Source organism: Mesorhizobium sp. Ca11, assembly GCF_020165275.1.
Taxonomy (GTDB): Bacteria; Pseudomonadota; Alphaproteobacteria; order Rhizobiales; family Rhizobiaceae; genus Mesorhizobium.
Window position 1 is genome coordinate 211,898 of record NZ_JAIUHU010000005.1, and the last position, 23,059, is coordinate 234,956.

A 23,059-nucleotide genomic window follows, 5' to 3' on the forward strand; every position below is an offset into this window, starting at 1 on the left:
AGCTAATATGAATGGCGGACTCGACTGTGGCAGTGTAAGGTCCGCTGCAAGCAAGAAAAATTGCCATACCGGCACTGCCGACGAATCTGGGAGGATTCATGGTCGAGATCATCTCCAAGCGGGATGGCCCGCGGCGCGAGGATGCTCAAGTCAAAAGGCTGATTGAGCAGAACCGCTCAACCATCGTGCGCCTTGCCGACCAGCTCAGCGCCGGCGGTTATTCAGCTTCGAAACAGCCACGTCAGAAACCGAAAGCTCAAGGCCTTATCTTTCACGTTGGCGGCGCAACCGGATCTGTGGCCGAGGCCAACCCGTCCGTGCATGTCAGCCTCAATGGGCGTGTGATCTCGAAGGATCAAGACACAGGCCGTCAGCTTCATCATATCGGCGATATCCGCGATCGCGGCGGCGAGCACATTTTCGTATTGGCCACCAAGCAGAACGGCTACTTCGCGCCGGTCGACGAAGCCGTCGCCGCGAAGCTTGCCGAAATGGACGGGCGTCGCCTCACCGCCACCTACTCCGAAGAACAGCTCGCCACCGACATCGGCGCGAAACTAGGCATCAATTGACCGGTAAGCGATTGGACCGGCTTCGGCACGTCCGATCCAAGACAGCATACAGCATTGGCATGCCTCGAAGGTTCCGTAATGACTGAATGAAACGCGATCCTGGACCTAATCAGATGAAGATCGATGCTCTTCCGACGCGTGCGTCGTTGGCCAGCAATCAAATCGCTCTGGGCAGCATCGACTATGACGAGCGCGCCACCATGCGCGCTTGGGAAGATTTTCTGGCGGACGAGCCCAAATGTGTCCGCGATCCGATCCGCCCAAGCCACGTCCGCTCCCTCATTCACGACTCTTGGTATCGCAGCGCCACCGGCGGCATCAACGCTCAGGGGATCGAAGCGCCGCTGAGCAGCGATCGCGACGAAATCGAGTACCTGACCCGGGCCAATGCCGAACTGCTCTCGGCGGCGCGCCGATCCTTCGCTTCCATCGGTCAGTTGCTGGAGGGCACCGGCGCGATGCTGGTTCTTGCCGACAGCGACGGCGTGCTGATCGATGCCATCGGCGACAAGAAGACCCTGCATGACGGCATGGATATTCATCTGGCCATCGGCGGCAAATGGAATGAGGGCGCCGTCGGGACCAACGGCATCGGCACGGCGCTGTGGACCGGGGAACCGACTTTCGTCCATGCGGCGGAGCACTTCTGCGCCGGCATCAAGTCCTGGACCTGCGCCGGGGCGCCGATCCGCGATCCGCTGGACGGCAAGATAGTCGGGGTCGTCGACTTGTCAGGCTACTCGCCGATCTTCCGACCCCACAACACCGCGCTTGTCGCCGCCACGGCCCGCCAGATCGAAAAAGCATTGGCAGAGCAGCAACAGGAGCAGCGCACACGCCTGCTCGAAGCTTTCATTTCCTCGGCTCCCGGCTATCGCCGAAAAGATGGACTGGTGATCGTCGATCATCGCGGGCGCGCGATCTACCGAAACAACCTGCCCGACGGCGAAGCCGCCGAAATGACCAGCGGCCCGATAGACGCGGGTCGCGGCCGCTGGCTGATGAACCTTCCGTCGTCCGGTTCGGAGGCCGATATCGCCAGGGCTCTGCCGGCTCATCTGCGTTCCTGCCACATCACACCGCTCAAGCTCGATGGCGACTTGCGCGGCGCTGCGCTGGTGTTCCCGTCGGCGCCGACAGTTTCGACCGTGATCAAGCGGGAGGCGGACAAGCATCTTCAAGACGCAGCCGCAATGATAGTCGGCGAGAGCGAGGCACTGCTTGCCGCAGTCGATGTCGCCTGCCGCGTCGCGCGATCGAAAAGCGTCGCCTCGCTGCTGGTCGAAGGCGAGACCGGCGTCGGCAAGGAGCTGTTCGCGCGGCTCGTCCATGCCGGCAGCCGGCGTACGGACAACGACCCGTTCATCGCGATGAATTGCGGCGCTATCACAAAGGACTTGTTCGGCAGCGAGCTGTTCGGCCATGTCGCCGGCGCCTTCACCGGCGCATCACGCGACGGCAAACCGGGTGTCTTCGAGCTTGCCAATGGCGGCGTGCTCAGCCTCGACGAGATCGGCGAGATGCCGCTCGAGATCCAGCCGTTTCTGTTGCGTGTCCTTGAAGAGCGCGTGGTCCACCGTATCGGCGACAACCGAGGCCGGCCAGTCGACGTCCGGCTCGTCGCCTCGACCAATCGAGACCTCAAGCAGGAAGTCGCTGCGGGTCGTTTCCGCCGCGACCTCTATTATCGGATCGGCGCCGTCTCGATCACTGTGCCGCCGCTGCGCGATCGCGGCGAGGACGTGCTGCTGCTGATCGAACATTTCAACCGGAAGATCGCCGCTGCATCAGGCGACGAGCCGCTGGAATTCTCGCAGGAAGCTGTCGCTGCATTGCTCGCCTATCGGTGGCCGGGCAATGTGCGTGAGCTGAAGAACCTCGTCGGACGGCTGCACGTCCTGGCGCGCGGCCGTGGTATCGGACTGCACGACCTTCCCGAGGAAATCACGGATGGCGGTTCCGAGCCGCAGCCGGGCAGCAACACGGCAGTCTCCCCCGAAGAGCCCGCTGGCACGCTAGCCGAGGCGGAACACCAAGCGTTGAAGAATGCGCTGACCGCGGAGGGCGGCAATCTCAGCCGGGTGGCGCAGCGGCTGGGCATTTCCAGGCCAACGCTCTACCGCAAGCTCGAGCAATATGGCATCCGGCGCGGCTTCGTCTGAACACGCAGTAAAAAAGAAACCCATGGCGTTCCGCCATGGGCTTGGGAATCTTACCGACAAAAAGGCAGCGGCCGATCAGGCGAGCTGCGGTGCCGGTTCGCCGGCGCCGATCATCCCGGTGCGCAGCACCAGTCCGGCCGCGGCAGCGCCCAGGCAAGGCGCCACGATATAGAGCCAGAGCTGCGACAGCGCGCTTCCGCCGGCAAACAACGCGGGCCCTAGCGAGCGAGCCGGATTGACCGAAGACCCTGACACGGCAATGCCGGCGAGGTGGATCATGACCAGCGTCAAACCGATCGCCAGGCCGGCCAGAGCACCCGCGCCGTCCTCCGCGGTGGCACGCAAGATGACGAGCAGAAAGAGGAATGTGGCGACTGCCTCGAACAAGAACGCCGAAGTCGCCGAATAGGCCGACCAGCCGTTCTGGGCAAAACCATTCGCCGCGACGTCATAGCCGCCGCCTTTGCCTTGCGCCATCACGTAGAGCACCGCCGAGGCAGCGATCGCCCCCAGACATTGCGCGACCACGTAGCCGGCGAGATCGTTGGACTTCATCCGGCCGGAAACAAAGACGCCAAGGCTTACCGCCGGGTTAAGATGCGCGCCGGAAATCGGCCCGATCGAATAGGCCATCGCAATCACCGACAGGCCGAAGGCCATTGCAACACCGAGCAGTCCGACCTCGGAACGCATGAACAGAACCGTAGCGCAGCCGAAGAAGACCAGCGCGAAGGTTCCGACGAATTCACAGATGTATTTGTTCATTTTTTCCTCTCCGGATTGTGACGCCTGGACCGGATACCGCAGCTTTCCGCGCGCCATCCGGGCCCAAGGCTTTCAGGGAACGATGACGCCGCGGCCGGTGAAGCGCCGGTTCTTGAAGTCATCGAGCGCGGTGTTGATGCTGGCGAGATTGTATTCGGTGTAGTGCATCTTGACCTTGCCGTCGGCGTTGAGCTCCATCAGCTCGACGAGCTCGGTGAAATTGCCGACCAGGCTGCCGCCGATGTTGATTTCCTCGATGACCAGATGCGCGGTCGGCACGTTGACGGCGCCGCCATAGCCTACCACGAACAGCTGGCCGCCCTTGCGCACCATCTTCCAGCAGATGTTTTCCACGCCAAGCTCGCCGACGAAATCGATGACCACATGGGCGCCGCCGCCGGTGATCGCCTTTACTTCTTCGACGACGTTCGGCCCGCCATCGAGGACGAAGTCGGCACCGAGATCCTTGGCCAGCACGCGCGCGGCAGGCTCACGATCGACGGCGATTATCCGGCAGCCTGAAATCGCATGCAGCGACTGCAGCGCGATGTGTCCGAGCCCGCCGATGCCGAGCAGGACGCAGTAGCTCCCCGGCCGCAAAAGCTTCGCCGCTCGTTTGGCGGCGCGATAAGCGGTGATGCCGGCATCTGCCAGCGGCGCCACTTCGATCGGCGTGACATTGGCATTGAGCTTGATCAGCGAACGTTCACTAGTGATGAAATATTCGGCGAAGCCGCCATTCATGCCCAGCCCAGGGAACTGGCCATTGTCGCAGTACATATCCTCGCCGTGCCGGCAGTTGAGGCAAATGCCGCAAGAGCGGAACGGATGGCAGATCACGGCATCGCCGCGCTTGACCGATCTGACGCCGCTGCCGACCTCCTCGACCCAGCCGGCGTTCTCATGACCCATGATGTAAGGCAGAAGGCTGCCGTCGGGGTCCATGGTCGGTTTCCACACACCTTCAATGATATGGAGGTCGGTGCGGCAGAGGCCGGCGGCACCTACCCGCACGATGACCTCGTCCGGGGCCGTGATCGTCGGCGCCTTGACCTCCTCGATCTTGAGCTTGACGTTCATGTGCGGGTCGTATTCGTAAAGTCTTGCGGCTTTCATCGTCGTGTCCTTTCAGGTCCGGAATTGTTTCAGGCGCGGCCAAGCTTTTCCGCGCCGCCGCCGAGCGCCGGCCCGGCCGTCGGGTCCTCATCCTCGGCAAGATCGCCGATGAGTGTCTCGGTGGTCAGGATCAGCGTCGCCACGGAGGCGGCATTGGCCAGCGCGGTGTAGGTGACGCGGACAGGATCGATGATCCCGGCTTCGAACATGTTCTGGTAGCTGCCGGCGGATGCGTTATAGCCGTAGCCGCCGTTGATGCGCGTCACCTCGGCCACCACGGCTTCGGGATCGGCGCCGGCATTGGCGGCGATGCGCCAGAGCGGCCGTGTCAGCACCGACCGGACCAGGCGCACGCCTTCGGCGACATCGCCGTCGACACCGGTCGCCACCTTGTCGAGCAGAGGCGCGATCTGGGCCAACGCCGAGCCGCCACCGGCAACCACGCCCTCCTCGGACGCCGCGCGCACCGCATTCAGCGAATCCTCGATCAGCTGGATGGTCCGCTTCTGCTCGACCGGCGTGACGCCGCCGGCATAGAGGATCGCGGTACCGCCGGAGAGCTTGGCCAGGCGCTCGCGCAGCTTGTCCTGCTCGATGTTCGGCGGCGCGGCCTCATACTGCCGCTGCACCTGGGCGCGGCGCGCCGCGATCGCGTCATGGTCGCCGCCGCCGCGAATGATCGAGGTGTAGGATGAGCTGGTTTTCACCCGGTCAGCGGTCCCAAGATCGTCGACTGTGATGTCCTCCAGCCGGCCGCCGAGGTCGCGGGCTATCACCCTACCGCCGGTGATGATCGCCAGGTCCTCCATCATGGCCTTTCGCCAATGGCCATACTCCGGCGGATGGACGACGAGGTATTTGCCTGGCCCCTGCTTGCCGAGCAGTGTGACCACAACTTCCGGCGACACTTCCTCGGACACGATCAGCAACGGGCGCCCCGCCTCGTCGGCGATACGGCGCGCAGTCTCGAGCGCCGTGGGCTCCTTGATCTTGAGATCGGTCATCAGGATGAAGGGCCGCTCGAGCACGGCCTCCATCTTCTCCTGGTCCGTCACCATGTGATGCGAGAGGTAGCCGCGGTCGAAGGACATGCCCTCGACCACGTCCAGCGTGGTCTCGGTGGTCACGCTGAAATCGGTGGTAATGACACCTTCCGCGCCGACGCGCTCATGCGCTTGGGCCACCAGCGCGCCAAGCTTGGCATCGGTTGCGGCGATGTTGGCAACCGAGGCGAGGACGCCATTGCCCTTGGCGGGCTTGGCCGATGCCTTGAGGGCCGTCACGACCGCCGCCACGGCAAGGTTGATGCCCTTGCAGAGATCGACTGATTTGGCGCCGCGCTCATTGGCCTCGATGCCGCCCTGGATCAGCGCGTTGGCGAGCACGATGGCGGTCGTCGTGCCGTCGCCGGCGACCTCGTTGGTCTGCATCGACACCTCGCGGACGACCTGCGCGCCCATGTTCTCGAAACGGTCATGCAGCTCGATCTCGGAAGCGATGCTGACGCCGTCGCGGGTCACCATCGGCGTTCCGATCGGCCGGTCGATCATGGCGTTCATGCCTTTGGGACCGAGCGTCGGTTCAACTGCCGCCGCCAGCCTAAAGACGCCACGGGCAAGGGCCCGGCGGGCCTCGGAATTGTGAAGCATAATTTTAGGCATGATTCCTCCTTCCGCCTTACGGGCGGGTTGTTGGTTGGGGGCCTCGTGCGAGGGAGGCCGTTGCTTTCGACGCTGCTTAGACGGCCGGCGCGTTTCGCGCCGGCACGCGATCCATGATGAAGTCGACCAGCGTCGGCTCGCCTTCGACCACGCTCAGTTCCTTGTATCTTGTCTGCTTGAGCCCACGGCAAAGCGCACCGTTGAACTCCATGTTGACACGCACGCCGCGTAACTCGGCGAGATGGGCACTGAGCGCGGCAGGCGGAATTTGCCGCCCTTCCCAGGTGACGAAGACGGGATCGTCCATACGGCGATCGGGAAACCGCTGCAGCAGCGCTGCCCGGTACCGTGGCTTCTGCATGGCCGCCTCGCCCGGCTCGAAGCTGGCGGCATCGTATGACGGCAGGTCCATGCCGAGGATTTCGACATCCGTCAGGCCGTGCTGGCGCAGACCGCGCAGGACCGCTTCCTGGCGGCGCTTGAATGCCTTCATCCTGAAGGTTTCGCGCACGGCGCCGAGATCCGCGTCTGCGGCTAACTCGGCGAATATGTCGCCGAATGCCTTGCCGGCTTCGATGCCGCGATTGACCTCCTCCGCGAACATATGATCGTGCAGTTTCACGCGATAGGCGGGCGACCAGGAAAGCTGGTCGAGCGCCTTGCGGACGCCGTCGAGCATGAGGAAAGCGAAGTTGGGCGAGCACCAGTAGGTCGGCAGGCGGAAATCGACCTCCACGCTGCCGTCGCCCGTCATCTCGGCGCGCTCGACGAAACCCATCTCGGTGATCGGTTCGTCGAGTTCCGGGTCATTGACCTCGCCAAGGCGCCGCCAGAGTTCCTTCTCGCGGCTGTCAGAAACGCTGGCGGTTGCCATGGCCCTACTCCGCCGCGATGCTGAAGGGCGAACTTGCGAGCGCCTTCTTCTTCGCTTCGACGTCGATCTCGTAGAGGCGCGCGGCATTCAGCCCGAGGATCTTCTCCTTGATCTCGTCGGTCAGCTGCACGCCGCGTTCCGCGGCGATGTCCTCGGGGATCTGATACGCCCAGAATTTCTCGACGAGCCAGCGCGGCGTCCAGATCGCATAGTCGGAGCCGAACAGGATCTTTTCCGGCCCGATCCAGAACAGCAGCTCGGCAATGACCTCGCCGAAATAGCGCGGGCGCGAATGGATGAAGGGCAGCGCCACGGCAAGGCCGCCATAGACATTGGTTTCCTGCGTCGCGATCCAGCAGAAATCGTCGAGGCGCGGCAGGCCGCAATGCTCGATGATCCAGTTCAAGCCCTGGAAATCCGTCGCTGCGTGGTCGACGTCATGCACGTCGAACGCGTCCTTGCTGAGCGGGATGATTGTCGGGCCCTTGTGGACGTGAATGTTTTTGATGCCGAGTTTTTCACAGAGCTCGAAGCACCTGTAGGCATCGGGATCGGTGAGCTTCCAGCCCTTGGAGGCGCCATTCCACTCGGCGGTGTACATCTTCACGCCCTTGACGTCATAAGTCTCCTTCATGAAGTGAATGTATTCCAGCGCCTTCTCGCCGTCGCGCGGATCGAAGGACCCATTGATGATGAAGCGCTCCGGGTAGCGCTTGGCGACCTCCGCGTTGCGCTCGATCGTGTTGAACCCGTTCTTGTAGAAATCCTTCAGATAGGTCGACTGGACGATCGCCACGTCGTCCGGACCGTCTATGAACAGGTCGCGATAGAGATCGTCGGCGCTGTATTTCTCGAACTTGCCCTTCTCCCAAAGCTGCTCCTTCGGGCTCAGCCCCGTATGATAGGCGTAGAAGCAGTCGATGAACTGCTTGCCGTGGATGTTCCTCTGATTCTCCGGGCTGCCGTCCCAGAAATGGGTGTGGCCATCGACCACGAAAATGTCTTTGCCTTCAGGTGTCCTGTACATTCTTGCCTCCGCAATCGTCGCGTTGATGCCGTCCTGTTGATGGAGCGGGCGCGCCGCGATCGGGCGGCGCGCCGGTGCCCGGCTTCCTCAGATGTATTCGAAGACCTCGTCCATGTTTCCGAACAGGATCACGGTGTTGTCGTCGACGCGCACCATGCGGCCGTAGTGGGTGGAGGTGTTGACCTCGAAGATCTCGGCGGTCATGTCGCGGCCGAGATATTCGCTGATTTCGTCCATCTTGAAGATCAGCTTGCCATTGCCGTCGATGCGGATCATGGCCGGCTGGTAGGTGACGATAACCCCCGGCTTCTTGCCCATGAATTCGGCGATGGCGCGCGCCTCGACCGAGTCGTTCATGGTGACGCCGCACTGGTGCGAAATCGTCTGCTCAAAGGTGATGTCCTTCATCGATTTGAAGATGTTGGACTGCGAGGCGTCGCGTGCTGCTACTGACATGTTGGTCTTCTCCCTGTTCAGCGCTTGAGGCCGAGTTCGCCGAGGATCTGGCCGATCCGTTCCTCGGATTGGGCGCGAACGTCGGTGAAGGAAATCGGCTTGGAATGCGGCATCGACCAGATCGGCTGAAGGCCGGTGGCTGCCTTGTCGGCAAGCGCGCCGTGCTTGTTCACCCAGCCCTGGAAGAGCTTCCTGTTCGCCGCGCCATGCTTCTCGTCATTGGCAAGCAGGTAGGCCAGGTCGATGGTGTTGGCGAGGTTGCGCTCGTAGTCGGCTTCGGCCGCCGAGATCACCGGCGGTGTGATGAAGTCGTGGTTGGCGGCCGCGGCCTGCATCAGGAAGCCGGAGCGGAACAGTTCGCCGACCAGCGGTTCGAACACGATGTTGATGGCGAAGTACTGTTCCAGATAGTCGGTCGTGCCCATGATGGTTTCGACCGCCTCGCGGGTGCCCTGCCAGACACCGTCCTCCAGCCAGTGCTTCTTGCCGAGTTCGTCGTCCCAGCCGGCGATGTCCATGCCGATCTCAGCGAGATAGAGCGTGATGTCCTGGGCGAGCCTCAGCTTGTAGGACGAATTGGTCAGCGTGGCGTTGTTGATCATCTGCGTGTAGCCGTAGCGCTGCGCCTGCATCAGCGAAGTGCCTAGGCCGAACTCGGCATGTTTCCACGCTCCGAGATGCGCCTGCAGGAGCTTGGCCCACACCTTGTCGAAGGTCTTCGGCGCGCCGGCGCGGCGGGCATTGGTGATCACGCTCTGCACCATCGTCTCGATTTTCGACTGGCGCTGATAATGCGTGCGCTCCCACTCCTGGTCGGGAGCCCGGAAGGCATGCCAGTTCGAGCTCTTGGCAGCCGTATTGTCCTTGATGTAGGCGCCCTTGCCGTTCGAGAAGGAGATGATCCAGTCCTGGATCAGGTAGCGCTCGGGGTCGGGCTGCACGTCGACCGTGACATCCTCGTAATGGGTGGCGCGCTGGCCTTTCGGATCGAAATACCGATATTTGCGGCTGTCGGAATCGGCGAAGATCGCGGCTCCCGCGGCTCCCGATCCGACTGAACTCGACGTTGCTACCATTGTCTTCACTCCCTTGTTGCAGTTGCTTTGGTGTCGCTGGCTCCGGGCCGTCTCAATGGCCCGGGGTGGCGCTGGACGACGTGGTGAACCGGTCGAAGAAGATGCGTTCGCTCTCGAAGCCATTCATGAACAGGACCGGCTGCAGCGCATCGATCATTGGCGGCGGACCGCAGGCGTAGACGTCGCCCTGCCCGTCGACCGCCAGTTGCTTGAGCTTGGCATCGACGCTCTGGTGGACGAAGCCGCGCTCGCCGTCCCACGCCTCGCCATTCACATGCGACAGCACCGGGATGAAGTTCAGCTCCGGATGGCGGCCGGCAAGCTCGGCGATCCTGTCAAGATAGAACAGGTCGGTCGGGGTCCGCGCGCCGTAGAAGAAGAACACGTCCCGCTTCTCGCCGCTCTTCAGGTGATCGTTGAGGATCGACCAAACCGGCGACATGCCGGAGCCGGCGCCGACCAGGATCAGGGGGCCTTGCCGTTCCTCCCGCCGGAAGCAGGTTCCATAGGGTCCGGCGACAGTGACTTCGGCTCCGACGCGGATGCCTCCGGAATCAAGCTCTCCGGAGAACTTTCCTTCGGGATATTTCTTGATGATGAAGGAAAGTTTTTGGGTTTGGTCCGGCGTATTTGCCATGGAGAACGAGCGCGTAATCGTCTCCCCTTTTTGCGTGGTGACCGTGATGTCGACATATTGCCCAGCCCAGAATTTTATCGGCGAGCCGAGCTCGATCTCGATGCCGCGGATGTCATGGGTCAGATGTTCGAATTTTGAGATCCGGCCTTTGAATGTCTTCACCGCGATTGATTTCGCCAGCACCTCCTCGTCGTAGTTGAGAAGCTCGACATGCATGTCGGAATAGGCGATGGACCGGCACAACAGGATGTGCCCGGTATCCTTCTCCGTGTCGTTGAGGGCGAAGGTCGAGTATTTCAGCATGTCGACCTCGCCTTCGAGCAGCACGCATTTGCAGGCCGAGCATTGCCCTTCCTTGCAGCCATGCGGCAGCGCAATGCCTTGGCGGAATGCCGCGTTCAGGACCGTCTCGCCGTTTTCGACCTCGAACTCGACGCCGACCGGCTCCAGGCGCACGGTGTGAGCACCAGTCATCGATAACCTCCCAATTCCTCTCCGGCCCGTCCGCAGGACAGGAGATGGCCTTCCTCTGGAATGTCGCGGGGGTCGGAACCCGGCCCCCGCGCTCGTATGGTCAGTTGAAGGGCGTGATCGTGAAGCCGGCCCGATACTCGGCCAGGTGCTTTTCACGATCGGCCGGCGACATGCCGCGAAGCGCCTTGAGCGGCGATCCGAGGATGTTGCCGCGCACGTCGTCGAGCGTCCACTGCTCGTCAGCGCCGAAGCGCAAATGCGGCTGCGGGATCAGCGTCTTGCCGTCGGAACGGACGAAGTTGAGGTCCTTGATCGCATCGGCGAGATCCCAGCCGTCATAGAGCGTCTCCCACTCGCGCTTGCCGCTGAAGCGGCCCATCGCGGGCGTCGGACGGCCTTGATACTCGTCGGCAAAGGCTTCGACAGCGGTCCAGCGGTCGAGCTCGTGGGCGAAGGTATGCAGCTGCCCGTCGATCTCGTCGACCACGATGTCCTCGCGGATCAGGCAAGGCACGAGGCAGGACCAGCAGCGGTGCGGATAGACGTAACCGACATCGCTGTTGAACAAGAGCACCTTCTCGCCCTTGTGGCTGAGCTTGGCATACCATTTCCAGAAGTCGCCGAACTCGGCGTACCAGCCCGGATATTTGTGCTCGAACCACTCGAAGTCCTTGTCGGTCTGAGCCTCGATGCGCCAGAAGTTCACCGGCCAGCCAACCGCGAAGAACTGGCCGACCTTGTGGACGTAGTTCTTCTTGGTGATGCGCTCCCAGGCTGCCTGGATATCGTCATGGTGGATCTTGATGCCGTACTTCTCGAGCGGCAGCATGTAGGTGCGATAGTAGTCTTCGTAGATCCAGCGGTGCCACATCTCCGCATAGGATTCCTTCGACTTGTCGCGATTGGTGGTGCCGTATTCGATGAAGGTGCCGATTGCGGCATCGACGATAGCGTGGTTCTGCCAGAAGGCGTAGCGCATGTCGCGCTCGAGCAGCAGGTGGTTCTCAGGCTCCTTCAGCGCGGCCATCAGCAGCGAGTGGCCGTTGCCGATGTGCCGGCTCTCGTCGGACTGCACCGAAAGGAACACGGTCGGCAGCGCGTAATCGCCGTTGCGGGCGGCCTCCGAGGGCATGGCGACGAAGAGCGTGTTGGTGAACGCCGTCTCGGCCACGACGGTCAGGTACATGCACGCGGCCGTCATCGTGTCGCCGGTGATGAAGCCTTCGCCGAACTGGCGGCCGATGGTCGTCGCATAGCACTTGCCGAAGGCTTCCTCGGTGATGTCGAAGCCCGCCGGATCGATGTAGTTCTCCATGTACCACTTCTTCAGGTTCATCTGGATCGTGGAGTGGCGGAACTCGTCGACCATCTGCATGGTGAAGCCGGTCCTGAGATCCTCGCCCGGCGCCAGCCGCGCCACCATCGCCATCGAACGGGCGGCGGAGATTTCCGGGAAGGGAATGATGGCGAGGAAGAGCTTCATCCATTCCACCCAGCGCGGCTCGACATTGCGGAACATGTCGCCGCGAAGAGCGGCATCGAGCGCGCCATAGACGCGGTTGTCCTTCTCCTCCTGCATGGGGAAGTAAGAGCGCAGCACCTGCTTCATCGGATCGCGCGGCGCCTTGGCGATCTTGTAGTCGGTCGGAAACGTCATCGCTTCCTGGACATAGGTCGGGTTCCAACCGAGGTCGGAAATCTTCTTCGTCGCCTCGCCTACGGAAATGCCGCGTTGCGAGGTAATCTTGTTGAGCGTCAAAGACGACATCGTCATAAGCCTCCACCAGGTTTGAGCCGCGGATCCCTTGATCCGGGCGTGAGACGGCAAACAGCGCCGCCAGTGAGAGTGCGAACGGCACGACAAAGGGTTGCGCATTCAGGCGCGACCGACGGCCGGCTGTTCAAGTGGATCGCGGCAAAGGTTTGTGAGGGGTCTGGCGCGGCTCGCTACGCCAACCGCACTTGCGATGGCGTATCGAAGCGGACCTGCTTCCTCCGTTCCTTCGTTCTTTTAGCACCGCGACGAGAGCGCGATGGGCTTCTTATGGAAATAGACAAAGCAAGCGCCGTGCCAGTCTGGAAATAAGGGCGCATCCGGCCGCTGGGAACAACCCACGCGCATTTCGACGGCGGAGATCGCCATCAACTGTAACGTTATTTTACAATTGTAACTTACGGCTGTAATGATTTTCTTCTATTCGCAATCGCAATATATTTACTTAGCACCTGCAGCATGCAGAAAAATACACGCCATCTATTCAATTCTTCTGGTCTCTCTATTATTTCAACGTGACGGCCCATGCGGCTCAGCAGGAGAGAGGCTATGCCGAACGACAGGGACAACCGGAGCCGTCCGCCGCCAACATCCGATCTGTCCAACGGCGTTGCCGGCGATCTGGTAAGGCTGATGCCCCGTGATCTGGTGTTTGTCATGCGCTTCATGGGCGAGAGCCAATTGCGCCTGCAGAGCCACTTCCAGAGCTTCATCCGGGCCGAACTTGCGGCCGGCGGCGTCACCGCCGAAACGCATCCGATGATCCATCTGTTCATCGAGAGCCACGCCATCCTGCTGCGCGACTTCGTATTTTCCGGCGTTTCGCTGTCGCGCCAGTTCCGCGTCGAAGAAATCGAGCGCCTCACCGGGGACACGACTGCGATGATGCGCGTCGACATCTGGGACCAGCTCAAGAGCCACATCGAGACGGCCGAAAAGCAGTTCCAGTCACAGGCCGGCACACTGCCCGGGCTGCTGGCGGCATTCGAGCAACCGCCAGGTCCGGTGCCTGGAAACGAAAAGTGACAGGAGGGTCCGATGGGGCAAATCGAAAGCCGTGACGCGCTGCTCGCCCGCCGCCTCGATCTCGTCGCGAGCGTCTGCGCGCTCACCGCCGAGGCGCAGCGTCTCAACCAGAAACTTGCCGGCGTCGAGATGGATGTGCTGCGCCTGGAACTCGAGATCGGCAGACGCGGCACGAACGCGCAACTGGTGCAGGACTTGCATGAAGCCGAGGAGAGTGCCGCGGCATTCAGGAACGCATGCACGGCGTGCGAGGAACGTATCGCGGCCGCCGAAGGTGATATTGACGATGTCGACCGTCGCCTGGCGAAGACCGTGAACTGACGAAGGGAGTGGCCATGAACCAGCACGCGATACAGAACCTCACCTTGTTCGACCTGCTGGCGAGAAGCTGGTGCCGTCCATCGGCGATCGCCGATCTGCGCTTCAGCGCCGATGGCTCGACCGTCGCCTTCACGTGCATCGACGGAACGGTTGCCATAGCGGCAGTCGCGGACCAGGAACCGCCGGAGCAGCGGATCAGGGTGAGCGGCGATCTCGGCCAAACGACGATCCGCCCAAGGGAAAAGCCGCCGGTGCCACTGGTAGCGACCGCCGTTCTGGCTGATGGCGATGTTCCGCTCGCAAGCTACCTTGGGTCCGACTTTCTCGTCGGGACGGCGGCCGGCGATGTGGCCCGGCTGAACGCGGACGGCTCTGTGATGGAGACGCTGGTCAAGATCGCCGGACCTGCCGTCGCAATCGACTATAGTCCTCGGACGGGCATGGTGGCCGTCAGCAGCGGGCAGGACATCTTTTTGGCGCGCGGCGGGATCGAGCCAGTGAGGCTGCAACGCGACGCGCCACCATCCACGGACGCGCTTGCCTTCTCACCAGCCGGGAGGAGGCTTGCCTGTGGTCAGGAGCACGGGTTGTCGACCTGGATAGTCGAAGGCGAGCCCACCCCGATGCGCGATTTCGCCTTTTCAGCGCACCCGATGTCAATTTGCTGGAGTGGCGACGGCGCCTGGCTGGCCTGTGGGCTCGAAACCGGAGGCCTTGCTCTGGTCAGCGCAAGTGATGACCGAACTGCAATCGTGGCGGGATTTCCATCGTCAGTCCGGACGGTATGCTGGAGCGCGCCGGGGGACGCGCTGTTTGCGTCGGGCGCATTCCGGATTGCCGGCTGGTCGATGACCGCGCCGCCACTTGACGGCGAAACCTCCGGCGCTCTGGAGACGGGCCGCGCCGGGTTGGTTCCGGTCGAGGCCGTGGCCGCCCATCCGCAGAAGAAACTGATTGCGGCCGGCTATGCCAACGGTCGGATCACCGTCGCCCAGATCGGAACGCGGGACGAACTCCTCGTCAGACCCCTGGGCAGCGCGGTGACCGCGCTTGCTTGGTCCGGCGACGGACGGCACCTGGCGCTAGGCGCCGTCGACGGTACCGCCGCGATCATCACCTTTCCCGCCCAGATGTTCAAATAGGCCAATGCGGGCCGCAAGCGACAGGAGAAGAAGGATGCAGACCGAACTTACCCCTGAGGACAAGAGCAAGGATGAATTCTTCGAACGGCTCGCCAAACTGTCGGAAGAAATGGTCGCTAGGCACGGTAAGGATTTCAGCATGGGCGCGCTGGTGCTGGCTGCCCGCTGGATTGCGGAGAACCGTGTCGGTCAATTGAAGACCAATTGACCATCAAGACACTCGTGACAGGTCGCGCTCCAACATCAGCTCCTCGAAATTCGCTGGAAAGATCGAAACAGCCTATTGTCTCGAAAGGTGCTGTGCCGACCAAACTTCCGAAGCGGCGATCGAGGGGGGGTCGAGCCAACGTTTTGGGCCATATCTCTCAGCCCAAGGCGCTGAAGAGGTCGGCGACGCTCTGAGGAGCCTCGGGTCCGAAGAACCGAGTGAGGTTCTGCGCGCTGGCTTGCGCAACGCTGGTGCTGCGAGGGAACAGACGCTGTTCGTATTCGGCGATGGCGGCTTCGTTGTCGTTTTTGACGGCGATCGCAACAGCCAGCTCAGCGGCGTCATACATCGCCAAGTTGGCGCCTTCACCAGCGAAGGGAGACATTAGGTGCGCGGCATCGCCGAGCAGCGTCGCGCCTGGTACGTGGCGCCAGCGATGGTCGACCGGCAGCGCGTAGATCGGCCGTATCACGGGCGAGATATCGGTGTTTGTGATCAGCGCGACCAGCGGTGCGGCCCAACCGTCGAACTGCTCGGCGACCCGGGCGAGACCGGCGCGCGCCTCCGTGAAGTCGATGCTTGATGCCCAGCTTTCCGGCTTGTTGATCGCAACATAGACGTGAACACTGCCGTCCGCGTTGCGATGGGCAAGAATGCCCTTACCCGACGCCACTGCCATCAGCGTACCTGTGCCGATGATCTCAGCGTTTGCGACGCTGCGCGGATCGTCCGCCGACAGATGCGTCTCGATGAAGCAGGTCCCGGTATATTCAGGCTTCGTCTGGGACAAGAGCGGCCGCACCCTCGACCATGCGCCATCGGCGCCTACGAGCAGCGACGTCGTCGTGCCAGTGCCGTCGACGAATCGGAGCTCGTTTCGGCCGTCGCCTCTCGACGACACCGACGCGACCTTGTGTCCCCAATGGATCGTGCCCTGCGGCAGGGCATCGATCAGCATCTTCCGCAGCTCACCGCGGTCCACCTCCGGGCGCTTGCTGAAGGGATTACCGGGCTTGTCGAGCAGCACTGTGCCATCTCGATCGACGACGCGCTTCGCGTCCTCGCTGGGACGCACCAGCCGCTCGAACTGCTCGAACAGACCGGCCACCCTCAGAGCATGCTGGCCGGTAGCTTCATGCATGTCGAGCAGCCCGCCCTGCACGCGGGCGCTGGGCGATGCCTCTGCCTCGTAGATCACGGCAGCGATGCCATTGAGATTGAGAATGCGGGCCAGGGTGAGGCCACCCAAACCTGCGCCCACAATCGTGATGGGATACTGCATAGCGCGCTCCATGTCTTGCGATCCGTGCCGACGGAGCACGAAATCGGGAGCCCAATCTGTCGTCAGGCTCGTGCTGTTGGAGCCGCTGGCCGACCGCGAAACGGTCGGCGTATGCGCGAAGCCCAGTGATGCGGGCGTCGTTTTTCGCGACGTGCAGGTCTTACGGCTTTGCACCCGACAACGCAAGTCGGGTGTCTGCTTCGCCCAAGCTCGACGTTGGCGCCCTCGTCGGCTTCAACGATCGGGGGCCGACGTCCATGCAGGCCGCCGACATTGTGGTGCGACTTGATTGTCACCGACGGGCCGCCCGAGAAGGAGACGCTCTCGACGACCGGCTGGGCGTCTGCCCCCGGCACGCGGAAAGTACCGAAGCCGAGCCGAGGGATTGCGACGCCCCTTGTGATGATGGTGTCCATGAACTCGCTTTTCTGAGTTGATGCTTCGGGGAGACGCTGCACCGCCGGTGTTTCGTGCCCGCAGCTATCGATCTCAGCCAGCCGCCTCGGAGCAGTTCTGGCCGACGAGGTCCGTGACAACGTCTTCGAGTGTCACGGTACCTTTCATCGCCGACCTGCCGTCGTCGCGGAACGCGATCCAACCCTCGTTGAAGCCGTCGATCATGCGAATTCGGGGCAGCGGATTGCGCGTGCCTTGCCCGCGGAAGAGCGCTTCCCAACTGTCGCGCGTCACGATCTCGACCCGCACCGGATGGTCCAGCGCCTTGGCGAAGGCATGGGCGAGGTCGTTTGGCGACACGCGCTGAGGCCCTTCCAGCTCGACGATCCGCGTTCCGGTCCAGTCCTCGCGCAAGAGCGCAGCTGCGGTGCGCCCGACATCCTGCGTCGCGACCATCGGGAAGGCCTTGTCGGCTGGCTGCAGGCAGCTGCGCAGCACGCTTTCATCACGCGCGGCGGCAACGTCCCACAGCGCATTCTCCATGAACCAGGCGGGCCGAAGGAAGGTTACCGGCAAGTCGAGCTCGCCGAGCGCTTCCTCAAGCAGGGTGCGCTGGGTCAGCAGGTTCTCGTGCGCAGCGTCGGCGCCGATGGTCGACAGGCACACCACCTTGCCGGGACGGGCCGCGATGAGGGCCGCCACCAGCGCCGCGATCACGCGCCGCGCCTCGGGAAAGCCTGGCTCGGGATCGAATTCCGACGGCGGCAGGATGAAGACGCCCTCGACACTGCGGAAGGCAGCTGCGAGACCCTCCGCATCATTCATCTCGGCAAGGGCGACCTCACAGCCCTGTCTGATCCATGGCCCAGACTTAGCCTCGTCGCGCAAGACGGCGCGGACGGAAAGCCCGTCGGCAAGCAAACTGCGCGCCAAGGCGCCGCCGACTTTGCCGGTGATTCCGGTGATTGCAAACATATCGGTTCTCCTTTGGTTGGGATCGCGCCGACTCAGGCGAGTCCGGCATAGAGCTCGCGCTCGAAGGCACCGTAGAGGGCGACGACCCGCTCGTCGTAAAAGGGCAGGATCTGTGTGAAGAGCGCGCCGGTGACATGCTTGACCGGGTCGAGCCAGAAATAGCAGTTGAGCAGGCCCGCCCATGAGATGCTGCCCGCAGAGCGGCCGTTCGGCCCAGGCTGCGTGTTGATGTCGAAGGAGAGGCCCCATTTGTGCGGCTGGCCGGGGAATTGGTCGAAGCTGCGCGAATAGGACGGATGCGCCGAGCGCATCTCGTGGACGTTCAGTTCGCTGATCTGGTTCTGCATCATCAGCGAGACCGTCTCCGGACGGAGGATACGCGCGCCATTTAGCGTCCCGCCGTTCAACAGGGCCTGCAGGAACGTCATGTAGTCGCGCGGGGTCGAGAAGGCGCCGCCGCCGCCCATGAAGAATTCCGGCCGCTGCGGCATCTCAAACGGCGCCGGCTCCAACCCGCCATCTGCGCGCCGGTTCTGGAAGGTGGCGACATGCTTCTTCTGTTCGCTCCCGATCAGGAAACCGGAGTTCCGCATGCCGAGCGGCGCGAAGATGTTTTCGCGGAAATAGACTTCCAGCGACTGGTCCGAGACGGCTTCCACCAGCTTGCCGACCCAATCCATGCTGATGCCGTATTCCCAGCGTTCGCCGGGATCGAATTCGAGCGGCGCCGTGAAGGCGGCATTCTTGCAGGTGGCGATGTCGGGCATGCCGGTGACCTGCTCGTAGCGGCTCAGCGCCTCGCTCCAGATCGAATAGGTGAAGCCGGAGGTGTGGGTAAGCAGATGCCGCACCTTGATGGCGCGTTTGGCGGGGCGCAGGCGCGGCGCACCGTCGGCGGCGAAGCCTTCAAGGACCTGGGGCGCGGTAAGTTCGGGCAGATACTTGGCCGCGTCGTCATCGAGGTCGATGCGGCCCTGTTCGATCAACTGCATGCAGGCGGTGGCCGTGAAGGCCTTGGTCATGGAGAGCAGCCAGAACACCGTGTCGGCCGTCATCGGCGCGCCGGTCGCAACGTTCGACCTGCCGAAGCTGCCTTCGTAAACGAGGCCATTGCGGGTGGCTGCCATGGCGACGACGCCGGAGACGTCGTCACGGGAGACGCCGGCGCGCAAGGCGGCGTCGATTGCGCTCGCGCTCAGAAGGGATGCGACGGGCTTCGTTGCAGCCAGAGCGGGGCTCACGGTGTCGAGCGCCAGAATGGCACCGAGCAGGCCTCCGCGCTGGAGAATGGTTCTGCGTGTCAACTGGTTCATGACTGGCTCCTTTGAAGGTTCTCAGGAGGGCGGCCGATGGCTGCTCACCCGACAATGGAGCCGTGTGTATGCCGAGATATAACGTGATTCACGCGCATTAAGATCAGTGCTACGGTGACTCAAAATCATTGCGTTTTCGAGGTGGCGTCCGTTAGTGGACGGTAAGGAGAAGGAATGGTTTTCGACACGCGGCTCCTCACCGGCGTCGGCGTCCTTGCGGCGGTGACGGAGGCCGGGAATTTCGCCCGGGCGGCCGAAATGCTCGGCGTAACGCCCTCGGGCGTGAGCCGGGCGGTGGCGCGCCTGGAAGCGAGGGTCGGCGTCCGCCTCTTCGACCGCAATCCGCGCGAGGTAAGCCTCACCGAAGAAGGGCGGCGCTTCCATGCGCAGGTAATGCCATTGCTTGCCGGCCTCGACGAGGCGGCAGCCGAGGTGGCAGGTGCCGCTGCGGTCGTGCGCGGCAGGCTGCGCGTATCAGTCGATCCCTGGTTCGCGCGCATGGTGCTCGCGCCGACGCTTAGGCAGTTCCTGGCACGCTATCCAATGCTGCAACTCGACCTATCCACAAGCAACTATCGCGAGGAGATGATGGCGGGGATAGACGTCGCGGTACGCTTCGGCCCCCCGGACGATTCAACGCTCATCGTACAAAAACTCCTCGAAACGCCGATCCTGACGGTCGCCGCGCCGGTATATCTCGATCGTCATGGCGAGCCGCGCTCGCCTCATGACCTCGTCCATCACGAGGCTCTGCTCTTCCGCGATCCTCAGACCGGACTGCCGTTTCCGTGGGAATTCTATCGCGGCGGCGAGATCGTTGAGGTCAAGGTCACAAGCCGCCTGGTGCTCGACGATCCTTCCGTCGCGGTCTCCGCCTGCGTGGCGGGTCAAGGGGTGTTCCAGAGCCTTGCCGTGGGTCTCGCGCCCTTCATGGCACGCGGCGAATTGGTGCGGATTTTGCCGGATTGGTCGGAGGAGCTTTATCCACTCTATGCCTACCATCCCTCGCGCCATCTACCCCCTGCAAAGGTCAGAGCGTTTCTGGACTTCATCCAAGAGGTCGCTGCCGGATTGTGATTTGCTTTTATTTCACGCGCTGATCACCGTGGTGATACGCGTTGAGATAAGGGACAATCGTCCAACGCGGGTTGGGCATTGTGAGGTCTTCCCACCATCTTCCGGCGCCGGCGGATCTCTGCAGGCATCGGACCGAACCCACTTCGGGCTATCGCCGTTAGACACTGCGAATATTAAGCCTGCGAGGAACTTTGGTTCTGCCGTGCCCTCTTGCCGAGATAGAGCTCCTGCATGACCGACGACTGTTGCAACTCTTCGATGCCGCCTGAAGCTACGATGCGCCCGGAATTCATGAGATAGCCTTGCTCGGCCACCGAGAGTGCCAGTCCGGCGTTCTGCTCGACGAGCAGCACCGCGGCGCGGAACTTCTCGCGCACGTCGATGATGATGCCCTGCAGCTCCGAGACCAGCAATGGCGATAGCCCGAGCGACGGCTCGTCGAGCAACAGGATGCGTGGCCTGGCCATAAGGCCGCGCGCGATGGCCAGCATCTGCTGCTGGCCTCCGCTGAGCGTCCCGGCCTTGGCGCCGCGCTTCTTGGCAAGGATGGTGAAATAGCTTTCCATCAAGGCGATGTCGGCTTCGATAGCATCCCGGTCCTTGCGGCAGTAGGCGCCGAGCAAAAGGTTCTCGCGCACACTCATGTCGGCGAACACGCGGCGGCCTTCCGGCACCATCACGATGCCGAGCGTTGCTTTTTCGTCGGCGTGAAGCTTGGTGACGTCGCGGCTCTCGAAGGTCACCGTGCCGCGCCGCGGCTTCACCAGGCCGGCGATGCAACGCAGCAGCGTCGTCTTGCCGGCGCCGTTGGGTCCCAGAATGGTGACGATCCCGTTTTGGCCGACCGCGAGCGAGACGTCGCGATTGACGGCGACGGGCCCGTAGCCGGTGTCGACATGCTCGACGGCAAGCAGGCTCATGACGTGGCCGCCTTCTTGTCGGGACCGAGATAGACCTCGCGGACCTTGGGGTCGGCGAGCACCTCGCCCGGCGGACCTTCGGCGATCTTCGTGCCGAAATCGAGCACGATGAGGCGGTCGCAGAGGTCGGCCATCATGTCCATGTCATGGTCGATCAGGCACACGCCGATGCCTTGCGGCGGCAGCTGCGCGATGACCGCCGCGAAGGCCTGGGCTTCGCTGTCGTTCAGCCCGGCGCCGGGCTCATCCAGGAGCAGGAGTTCGGGCGACACACCGAGCGCGACGGCCAGCCCAAGGCGTCTCAGGCTGCCGAAGGGCAGCGATCCCGCAATCGCCTTGCTAAGCGGCGCCAGGCCGACAAACTCGAGGACCATGCCCGGTGACGCCCAGCGGCCGTCTCCCCTCCTGCCCTGCTCCCAGGCAATCCGGACGTTCTCGTCGACGGTCAGGCCCGGAAACGACATCGCCTGCTGGAACGTCCGCACCAGCCGCTTTCGCGCGATGCGATGCGCGCCGATATTGGTGATGTCCTGCCCATGCCAGAACACCGTGCCGCCGGTCGCCGGATGGACGCCGGTGACGACGTTGAACAAAGTTGTCTTGCCGGAGCCGTTAGGGCCAACGATACCGACGACACGGTCGGTGTCGATGTCGAGATCGATGCCGTTGAGCGCGACGACGCCGCCGAACTGCTTGCGCAGGCTCCTCACCTCAAGCGTGGCCATTCGAGCCTCTTTGCTTTTGCGTCTCGGAGCCGCCGGTGATCGCGCAGTAGATGTTCTTGATGCCGGCGCCGACGCCGCCCGGCAGCAGCAGGATCACCAGGAGCAGACAGACGCCGTAGGCGATGCGGGAATCGACCGGATCGAGGTTCAGCACCTCGGGCAGGAAATTGACGACGACCGCGCCGATCAGCGGCCCGTAGAGATAGCGGGCGCCGCCCAGCATGACCATCAGCGCGAGGTAGAGGCTGGGAAAGGCGCCGAACAGGGTCGGCGAGATGTGGCGCAGATAGTAGAGCTGCAGCACCCCGGCGAGGCCCGCGAACAAGCCCGAGACCATCAGCACGCCGAGCTTGTGCAGGTCGACATTAATGCCGACCGAACGCGCCAGTTGCTCGTTCTCGCGGATGGCCCGCAACGTCCGCCCGTAGCGCGAATTGCCGATGAGATAGGTTGCCACAACCGCCAGGAACAGCGCCGCCAGGACCAGGTAGTAATTGTTGGAGAGCTTGTCGAAATTGATGCCAGGCAAGGGTGTCACCGAGCCGACGTCGAGGCCGGTCGCGGATCCGGTGAAGGTGCCGCCATTGGTCAGCACGATGACGAACAGCGCGCAGAAGCAGAAGGTGATGATGATGTAATGCTGGCCGCCGACCCTCAGCGTCGGCAGGCCGATGACGCCGCCGACGATCGCCGACAGCGCCATGGCGAAGGGCAGCGATGCCCACAAATCCAGGCCGAGCTGCACCGACAGGATCGCCGAGGCATAGGCGCCGACGCCCATCAGCGCCGCATGGCCGACCGACATGATGCCGGCCTGGCCGAACTGCAGGCCGAGGCCGTAGAGCCCGATCGCCGTATAGAGCGTGGTGATGGCGATCGACAGGAAGCGGTAGCCGAGGCCGAGCCAGGGCAAGGCGATGAGCAGCACCGCCAAAAGGATGGCCGTGATCGCCTGGACGCCGGCCGGCAGGGGAACGGCGGCGTTGTCCGCCGTCAGAAGCGCCAGGCGATCCCGTGCTCTGGCGCCTTCTGGCGCGGCGCCTGTCTTGCCGGCGCTGTTGTCGGTCACTGGCATCGACA

Annotated in this window: 22 protein-coding genes; 7 read left to right on the forward strand and 15 right to left on the reverse strand. The window is 63.0% G+C overall.

Going from position 1 to position 23,059, the window contains the following annotated elements; all coding sequences use genetic code 11:
• The first annotated feature begins 98 nt into the window (after positions 1 to 98).
• Both LB538_RS11335 and LB538_RS11340 read left to right on the forward strand, forming a co-directional pair.
• Positions 99 to 572, forward strand: coding sequence for a hypothetical protein (locus tag LB538_RS11335; protein WP_224523070.1), 474 nt, complete (start codon positions 99 to 101; stop codon positions 570 to 572).
• A 113-nt stretch (positions 573 to 685) separates the two neighbouring features.
• A complete protein-coding gene (locus LB538_RS11340; protein ID WP_224523071.1) occupies positions 686 to 2,734 on the forward strand; it encodes a sigma-54-dependent Fis family transcriptional regulator in 2,049 nt (682 codons plus the stop codon).
• Between the two features lie 75 nt (positions 2,735 to 2,809).
• Here LB538_RS11340 and LB538_RS11345 read toward each other — a convergent pair whose 3' ends face one another.
• The 9 genes from LB538_RS11345 to LB538_RS11385 all read right to left on the reverse strand — a co-directional run bounded on the left by LB538_RS11345 (position 2,810) and on the right by LB538_RS11385 (position 12,594).
• Positions 2,810 to 3,499, reverse strand: coding sequence for an MIP family channel protein (locus LB538_RS11345; protein WP_224523072.1), 690 nt, complete (start codon positions 3,497 to 3,499; stop codon positions 2,810 to 2,812).
• Between the two features lie 72 nt (positions 3,500 to 3,571).
• On the reverse strand, positions 3,572 to 4,615 hold the full coding sequence (locus tag LB538_RS11350; RefSeq protein WP_140535659.1) for an NAD(P)-dependent alcohol dehydrogenase: 1,044 nt from the start codon (positions 4,613 to 4,615) through the stop codon (positions 3,572 to 3,574).
• Between the two features lie 29 nt (positions 4,616 to 4,644).
• Positions 4,645 to 6,276 carry a molecular chaperone GroEL gene (locus LB538_RS11355; RefSeq protein ID WP_140839148.1) on the reverse strand — a complete coding sequence of 544 codons (1,632 nt, stop codon included), beginning with the start codon at positions 6,274 to 6,276 and terminating at the stop codon, positions 4,645 to 4,647.
• Positions 6,277 to 6,352: 76 nt separating this feature from the next.
• Positions 6,353 to 7,150 carry an iron-sulfur cluster assembly protein gene (locus LB538_RS11360; RefSeq protein ID WP_224523073.1) on the reverse strand — a complete coding sequence of 266 codons (798 nt, stop codon included), beginning with the start codon at positions 7,148 to 7,150 and terminating at the stop codon, positions 6,353 to 6,355.
• Positions 7,151 to 7,154: 4 nt separating this feature from the next.
• Complete coding sequence (locus tag LB538_RS11365) at positions 7,155 to 8,177, reverse strand: amidohydrolase family protein (protein ID WP_224523074.1); 1,023 nt, start codon at positions 8,175 to 8,177, stop codon at positions 7,155 to 7,157.
• A gap of 87 nt (positions 8,178 to 8,264) precedes the next feature.
• Positions 8,265 to 8,633, reverse strand: coding sequence for an MmoB/DmpM family protein (locus LB538_RS11370; protein WP_112097527.1), 369 nt, complete (start codon positions 8,631 to 8,633; stop codon positions 8,265 to 8,267).
• A gap of 17 nt (positions 8,634 to 8,650) precedes the next feature.
• The gene (locus LB538_RS11375) at positions 8,651 to 9,709 is read right to left on the reverse strand and encodes an aromatic/alkene monooxygenase hydroxylase subunit beta (RefSeq protein WP_224523075.1); all 1,059 of its coding nucleotides are present in this window, start codon (positions 9,707 to 9,709) and stop codon (positions 8,651 to 8,653) included.
• A 52-nt stretch (positions 9,710 to 9,761) separates the two neighbouring features.
• Positions 9,762 to 10,820: an NADH:ubiquinone reductase (Na(+)-transporting) subunit F gene (locus LB538_RS11380; RefSeq protein WP_224523078.1), complete on the reverse strand. Its 1,059-nt coding sequence runs from the start codon at positions 10,818 to 10,820 to the stop codon at positions 9,762 to 9,764.
• 100 nt (positions 10,821 to 10,920) lie between these two features.
• Positions 10,921 to 12,594, reverse strand: a complete 1,674-nt coding sequence (locus tag LB538_RS11385) for an aromatic/alkene/methane monooxygenase hydroxylase/oxygenase subunit alpha (protein ID WP_224523079.1) — start codon at positions 12,592 to 12,594, stop codon at positions 10,921 to 10,923.
• A 549-nt stretch (positions 12,595 to 13,143) separates the two neighbouring features.
• On the opposite strand from LB538_RS11385, the gene LB538_RS11390 reads away from it, so the two are divergent.
• Genes LB538_RS11390 through LB538_RS11405 form a run of 4 tightly spaced genes read left to right on the forward strand, consistent with a single transcriptional unit; the run spans position 13,144 to position 15,291 of the window.
• Positions 13,144 to 13,620 carry a hypothetical protein gene (locus LB538_RS11390; protein WP_224523088.1) on the forward strand — a complete coding sequence of 159 codons (477 nt, stop codon included), beginning with the start codon at positions 13,144 to 13,146 and terminating at the stop codon, positions 13,618 to 13,620.
• A gap of 12 nt (positions 13,621 to 13,632) precedes the next feature.
• Entirely contained in the window at positions 13,633 to 13,941 is a 309-nt protein-coding gene (locus tag LB538_RS11395) for a hypothetical protein (RefSeq protein WP_224523091.1), read from the forward strand.
• Between the two features lie 14 nt (positions 13,942 to 13,955).
• Entirely contained in the window at positions 13,956 to 15,083 is a 1,128-nt protein-coding gene (locus LB538_RS11400; RefSeq protein WP_224523093.1) for a WD40 repeat domain-containing protein, read from the forward strand.
• Positions 15,084 to 15,117: 34 nt separating this feature from the next.
• Positions 15,118 to 15,291 carry a hypothetical protein gene (locus tag LB538_RS11405; RefSeq protein ID WP_224523095.1) on the forward strand — a complete coding sequence of 58 codons (174 nt, stop codon included), beginning with the start codon at positions 15,118 to 15,120 and terminating at the stop codon, positions 15,289 to 15,291.
• Positions 15,292 to 15,448: 157 nt separating this feature from the next.
• Here the strand turns inward: LB538_RS11405 and LB538_RS11410 are convergent, their stop codons facing one another.
• The 3 genes from LB538_RS11410 to LB538_RS11420 form a co-directional block, all read right to left on the reverse strand.
• On the reverse strand, positions 15,449 to 16,573 hold the full coding sequence (locus LB538_RS11410; protein WP_224523097.1) for an FAD-dependent oxidoreductase: 1,125 nt from the start codon (positions 16,571 to 16,573) through the stop codon (positions 15,449 to 15,451).
• Between the two features lie 489 nt (positions 16,574 to 17,062).
• On the reverse strand, positions 17,063 to 17,944 hold the full coding sequence (locus LB538_RS11415; protein WP_224523099.1) for an NmrA family NAD(P)-binding protein: 882 nt from the start codon (positions 17,942 to 17,944) through the stop codon (positions 17,063 to 17,065).
• A gap of 32 nt (positions 17,945 to 17,976) precedes the next feature.
• Positions 17,977 to 19,257 carry a serine hydrolase domain-containing protein gene (locus tag LB538_RS11420; protein ID WP_224523102.1) on the reverse strand — a complete coding sequence of 427 codons (1,281 nt, stop codon included), beginning with the start codon at positions 19,255 to 19,257 and terminating at the stop codon, positions 17,977 to 17,979.
• Positions 19,258 to 19,431: 174 nt separating this feature from the next.
• Here LB538_RS11420 and LB538_RS11425 point away from each other — a divergent pair, with 174 nt between their 5' ends.
• Complete coding sequence (locus tag LB538_RS11425) at positions 19,432 to 20,334, forward strand: LysR family transcriptional regulator (protein ID WP_095768606.1); 903 nt, start codon at positions 19,432 to 19,434, stop codon at positions 20,332 to 20,334.
• A gap of 173 nt (positions 20,335 to 20,507) precedes the next feature.
• Here the strand turns inward: LB538_RS11425 and LB538_RS11430 are convergent, their stop codons facing one another.
• Genes LB538_RS11430 through LB538_RS11440 form a run of 3 tightly spaced genes read right to left on the reverse strand, consistent with a single transcriptional unit; the run spans position 20,508 to position 23,054 of the window.
• Positions 20,508 to 21,254, reverse strand: coding sequence for an ABC transporter ATP-binding protein (locus LB538_RS11430; protein WP_140839172.1), 747 nt, complete (start codon positions 21,252 to 21,254; stop codon positions 20,508 to 20,510).
• Complete coding sequence (locus LB538_RS11435; RefSeq protein WP_224523103.1) at positions 21,251 to 21,979, reverse strand: ABC transporter ATP-binding protein; 729 nt, start codon at positions 21,977 to 21,979, stop codon at positions 21,251 to 21,253. The genes LB538_RS11430 and LB538_RS11435 overlap by 4 nt, the downstream gene beginning before the upstream one ends.
• Positions 21,966 to 23,054, reverse strand: a complete 1,089-nt coding sequence (locus LB538_RS11440; protein WP_224523105.1) for a branched-chain amino acid ABC transporter permease — start codon at positions 23,052 to 23,054, stop codon at positions 21,966 to 21,968. The genes LB538_RS11435 and LB538_RS11440 overlap by 14 nt, the downstream gene beginning before the upstream one ends.
• Positions 23,055 to 23,059 lie beyond the last annotated feature (5 nt).

Bases quoted from the DNA above. Each gene is read 5' to 3' on its own strand.
- LB538_RS11335 (WP_224523070.1), top strand. From the start codon at position 99: ATGGTCGAGATCATCTCCAAGCGGGATGGCCCGCGGCGCGAGGATGCT.
- LB538_RS11340 (WP_224523071.1), top strand. From the start codon at position 686: ATGAAGATCGATGCTCTTCCGACGCGTGCGTCGTTGGCCAGCAATCAA.
- LB538_RS11345 (WP_224523072.1), bottom strand. From the start codon at position 3,499: ATGAACAAATACATCTGTGAATTCGTCGGAACCTTCGCGCTGGTCTTC.
- LB538_RS11350 (WP_140535659.1), bottom strand. From the start codon at position 4,615: ATGAAAGCCGCAAGACTTTACGAATACGACCCGCACATGAACGTCAAG.
- LB538_RS11355 (WP_140839148.1), bottom strand. From the start codon at position 6,276: ATGCCTAAAATTATGCTTCACAATTCCGAGGCCCGCCGGGCCCTTGCC.
- LB538_RS11360 (WP_224523073.1), bottom strand. From the start codon at position 7,150: ATGGCAACCGCCAGCGTTTCTGACAGCCGCGAGAAGGAACTCTGGCGG.
- LB538_RS11365 (WP_224523074.1), bottom strand. From the start codon at position 8,177: ATGTACAGGACACCTGAAGGCAAAGACATTTTCGTGGTCGATGGCCAC.
- LB538_RS11370 (WP_112097527.1), bottom strand. From the start codon at position 8,633: ATGTCAGTAGCAGCACGCGACGCCTCGCAGTCCAACATCTTCAAATCG.
- LB538_RS11375 (WP_224523075.1), bottom strand. From the start codon at position 9,709: ATGGTAGCAACGTCGAGTTCAGTCGGATCGGGAGCCGCGGGAGCCGCG.
- LB538_RS11380 (WP_224523078.1), bottom strand. From the start codon at position 10,820: ATGACTGGTGCTCACACCGTGCGCCTGGAGCCGGTCGGCGTCGAGTTC.
- LB538_RS11385 (WP_224523079.1), bottom strand. From the start codon at position 12,594: ATGACGATGTCGTCTTTGACGCTCAACAAGATTACCTCGCAACGCGGC.
- LB538_RS11390 (WP_224523088.1), top strand. From the start codon at position 13,144: ATGCCGAACGACAGGGACAACCGGAGCCGTCCGCCGCCAACATCCGAT.
- LB538_RS11395 (WP_224523091.1), top strand. From the start codon at position 13,633: ATGGGGCAAATCGAAAGCCGTGACGCGCTGCTCGCCCGCCGCCTCGAT.
- LB538_RS11400 (WP_224523093.1), top strand. From the start codon at position 13,956: ATGAACCAGCACGCGATACAGAACCTCACCTTGTTCGACCTGCTGGCG.
- LB538_RS11405 (WP_224523095.1), top strand. From the start codon at position 15,118: ATGCAGACCGAACTTACCCCTGAGGACAAGAGCAAGGATGAATTCTTC.
- LB538_RS11410 (WP_224523097.1), bottom strand. From the start codon at position 16,573: ATGCAGTATCCCATCACGATTGTGGGCGCAGGTTTGGGTGGCCTCACC.
- LB538_RS11415 (WP_224523099.1), bottom strand. From the start codon at position 17,944: ATGTTTGCAATCACCGGAATCACCGGCAAAGTCGGCGGCGCCTTGGCG.
- LB538_RS11420 (WP_224523102.1), bottom strand. From the start codon at position 19,257: ATGAACCAGTTGACACGCAGAACCATTCTCCAGCGCGGAGGCCTGCTC.
- LB538_RS11425 (WP_095768606.1), top strand. From the start codon at position 19,432: ATGGTTTTCGACACGCGGCTCCTCACCGGCGTCGGCGTCCTTGCGGCG.
- LB538_RS11430 (WP_140839172.1), bottom strand. From the start codon at position 21,254: ATGAGCCTGCTTGCCGTCGAGCATGTCGACACCGGCTACGGGCCCGTC.
- LB538_RS11435 (WP_224523103.1), bottom strand. From the start codon at position 21,979: ATGGCCACGCTTGAGGTGAGGAGCCTGCGCAAGCAGTTCGGCGGCGTC.
- LB538_RS11440 (WP_224523105.1), bottom strand. From the start codon at position 23,054: ATGCCAGTGACCGACAACAGCGCCGGCAAGACAGGCGCCGCGCCAGAA.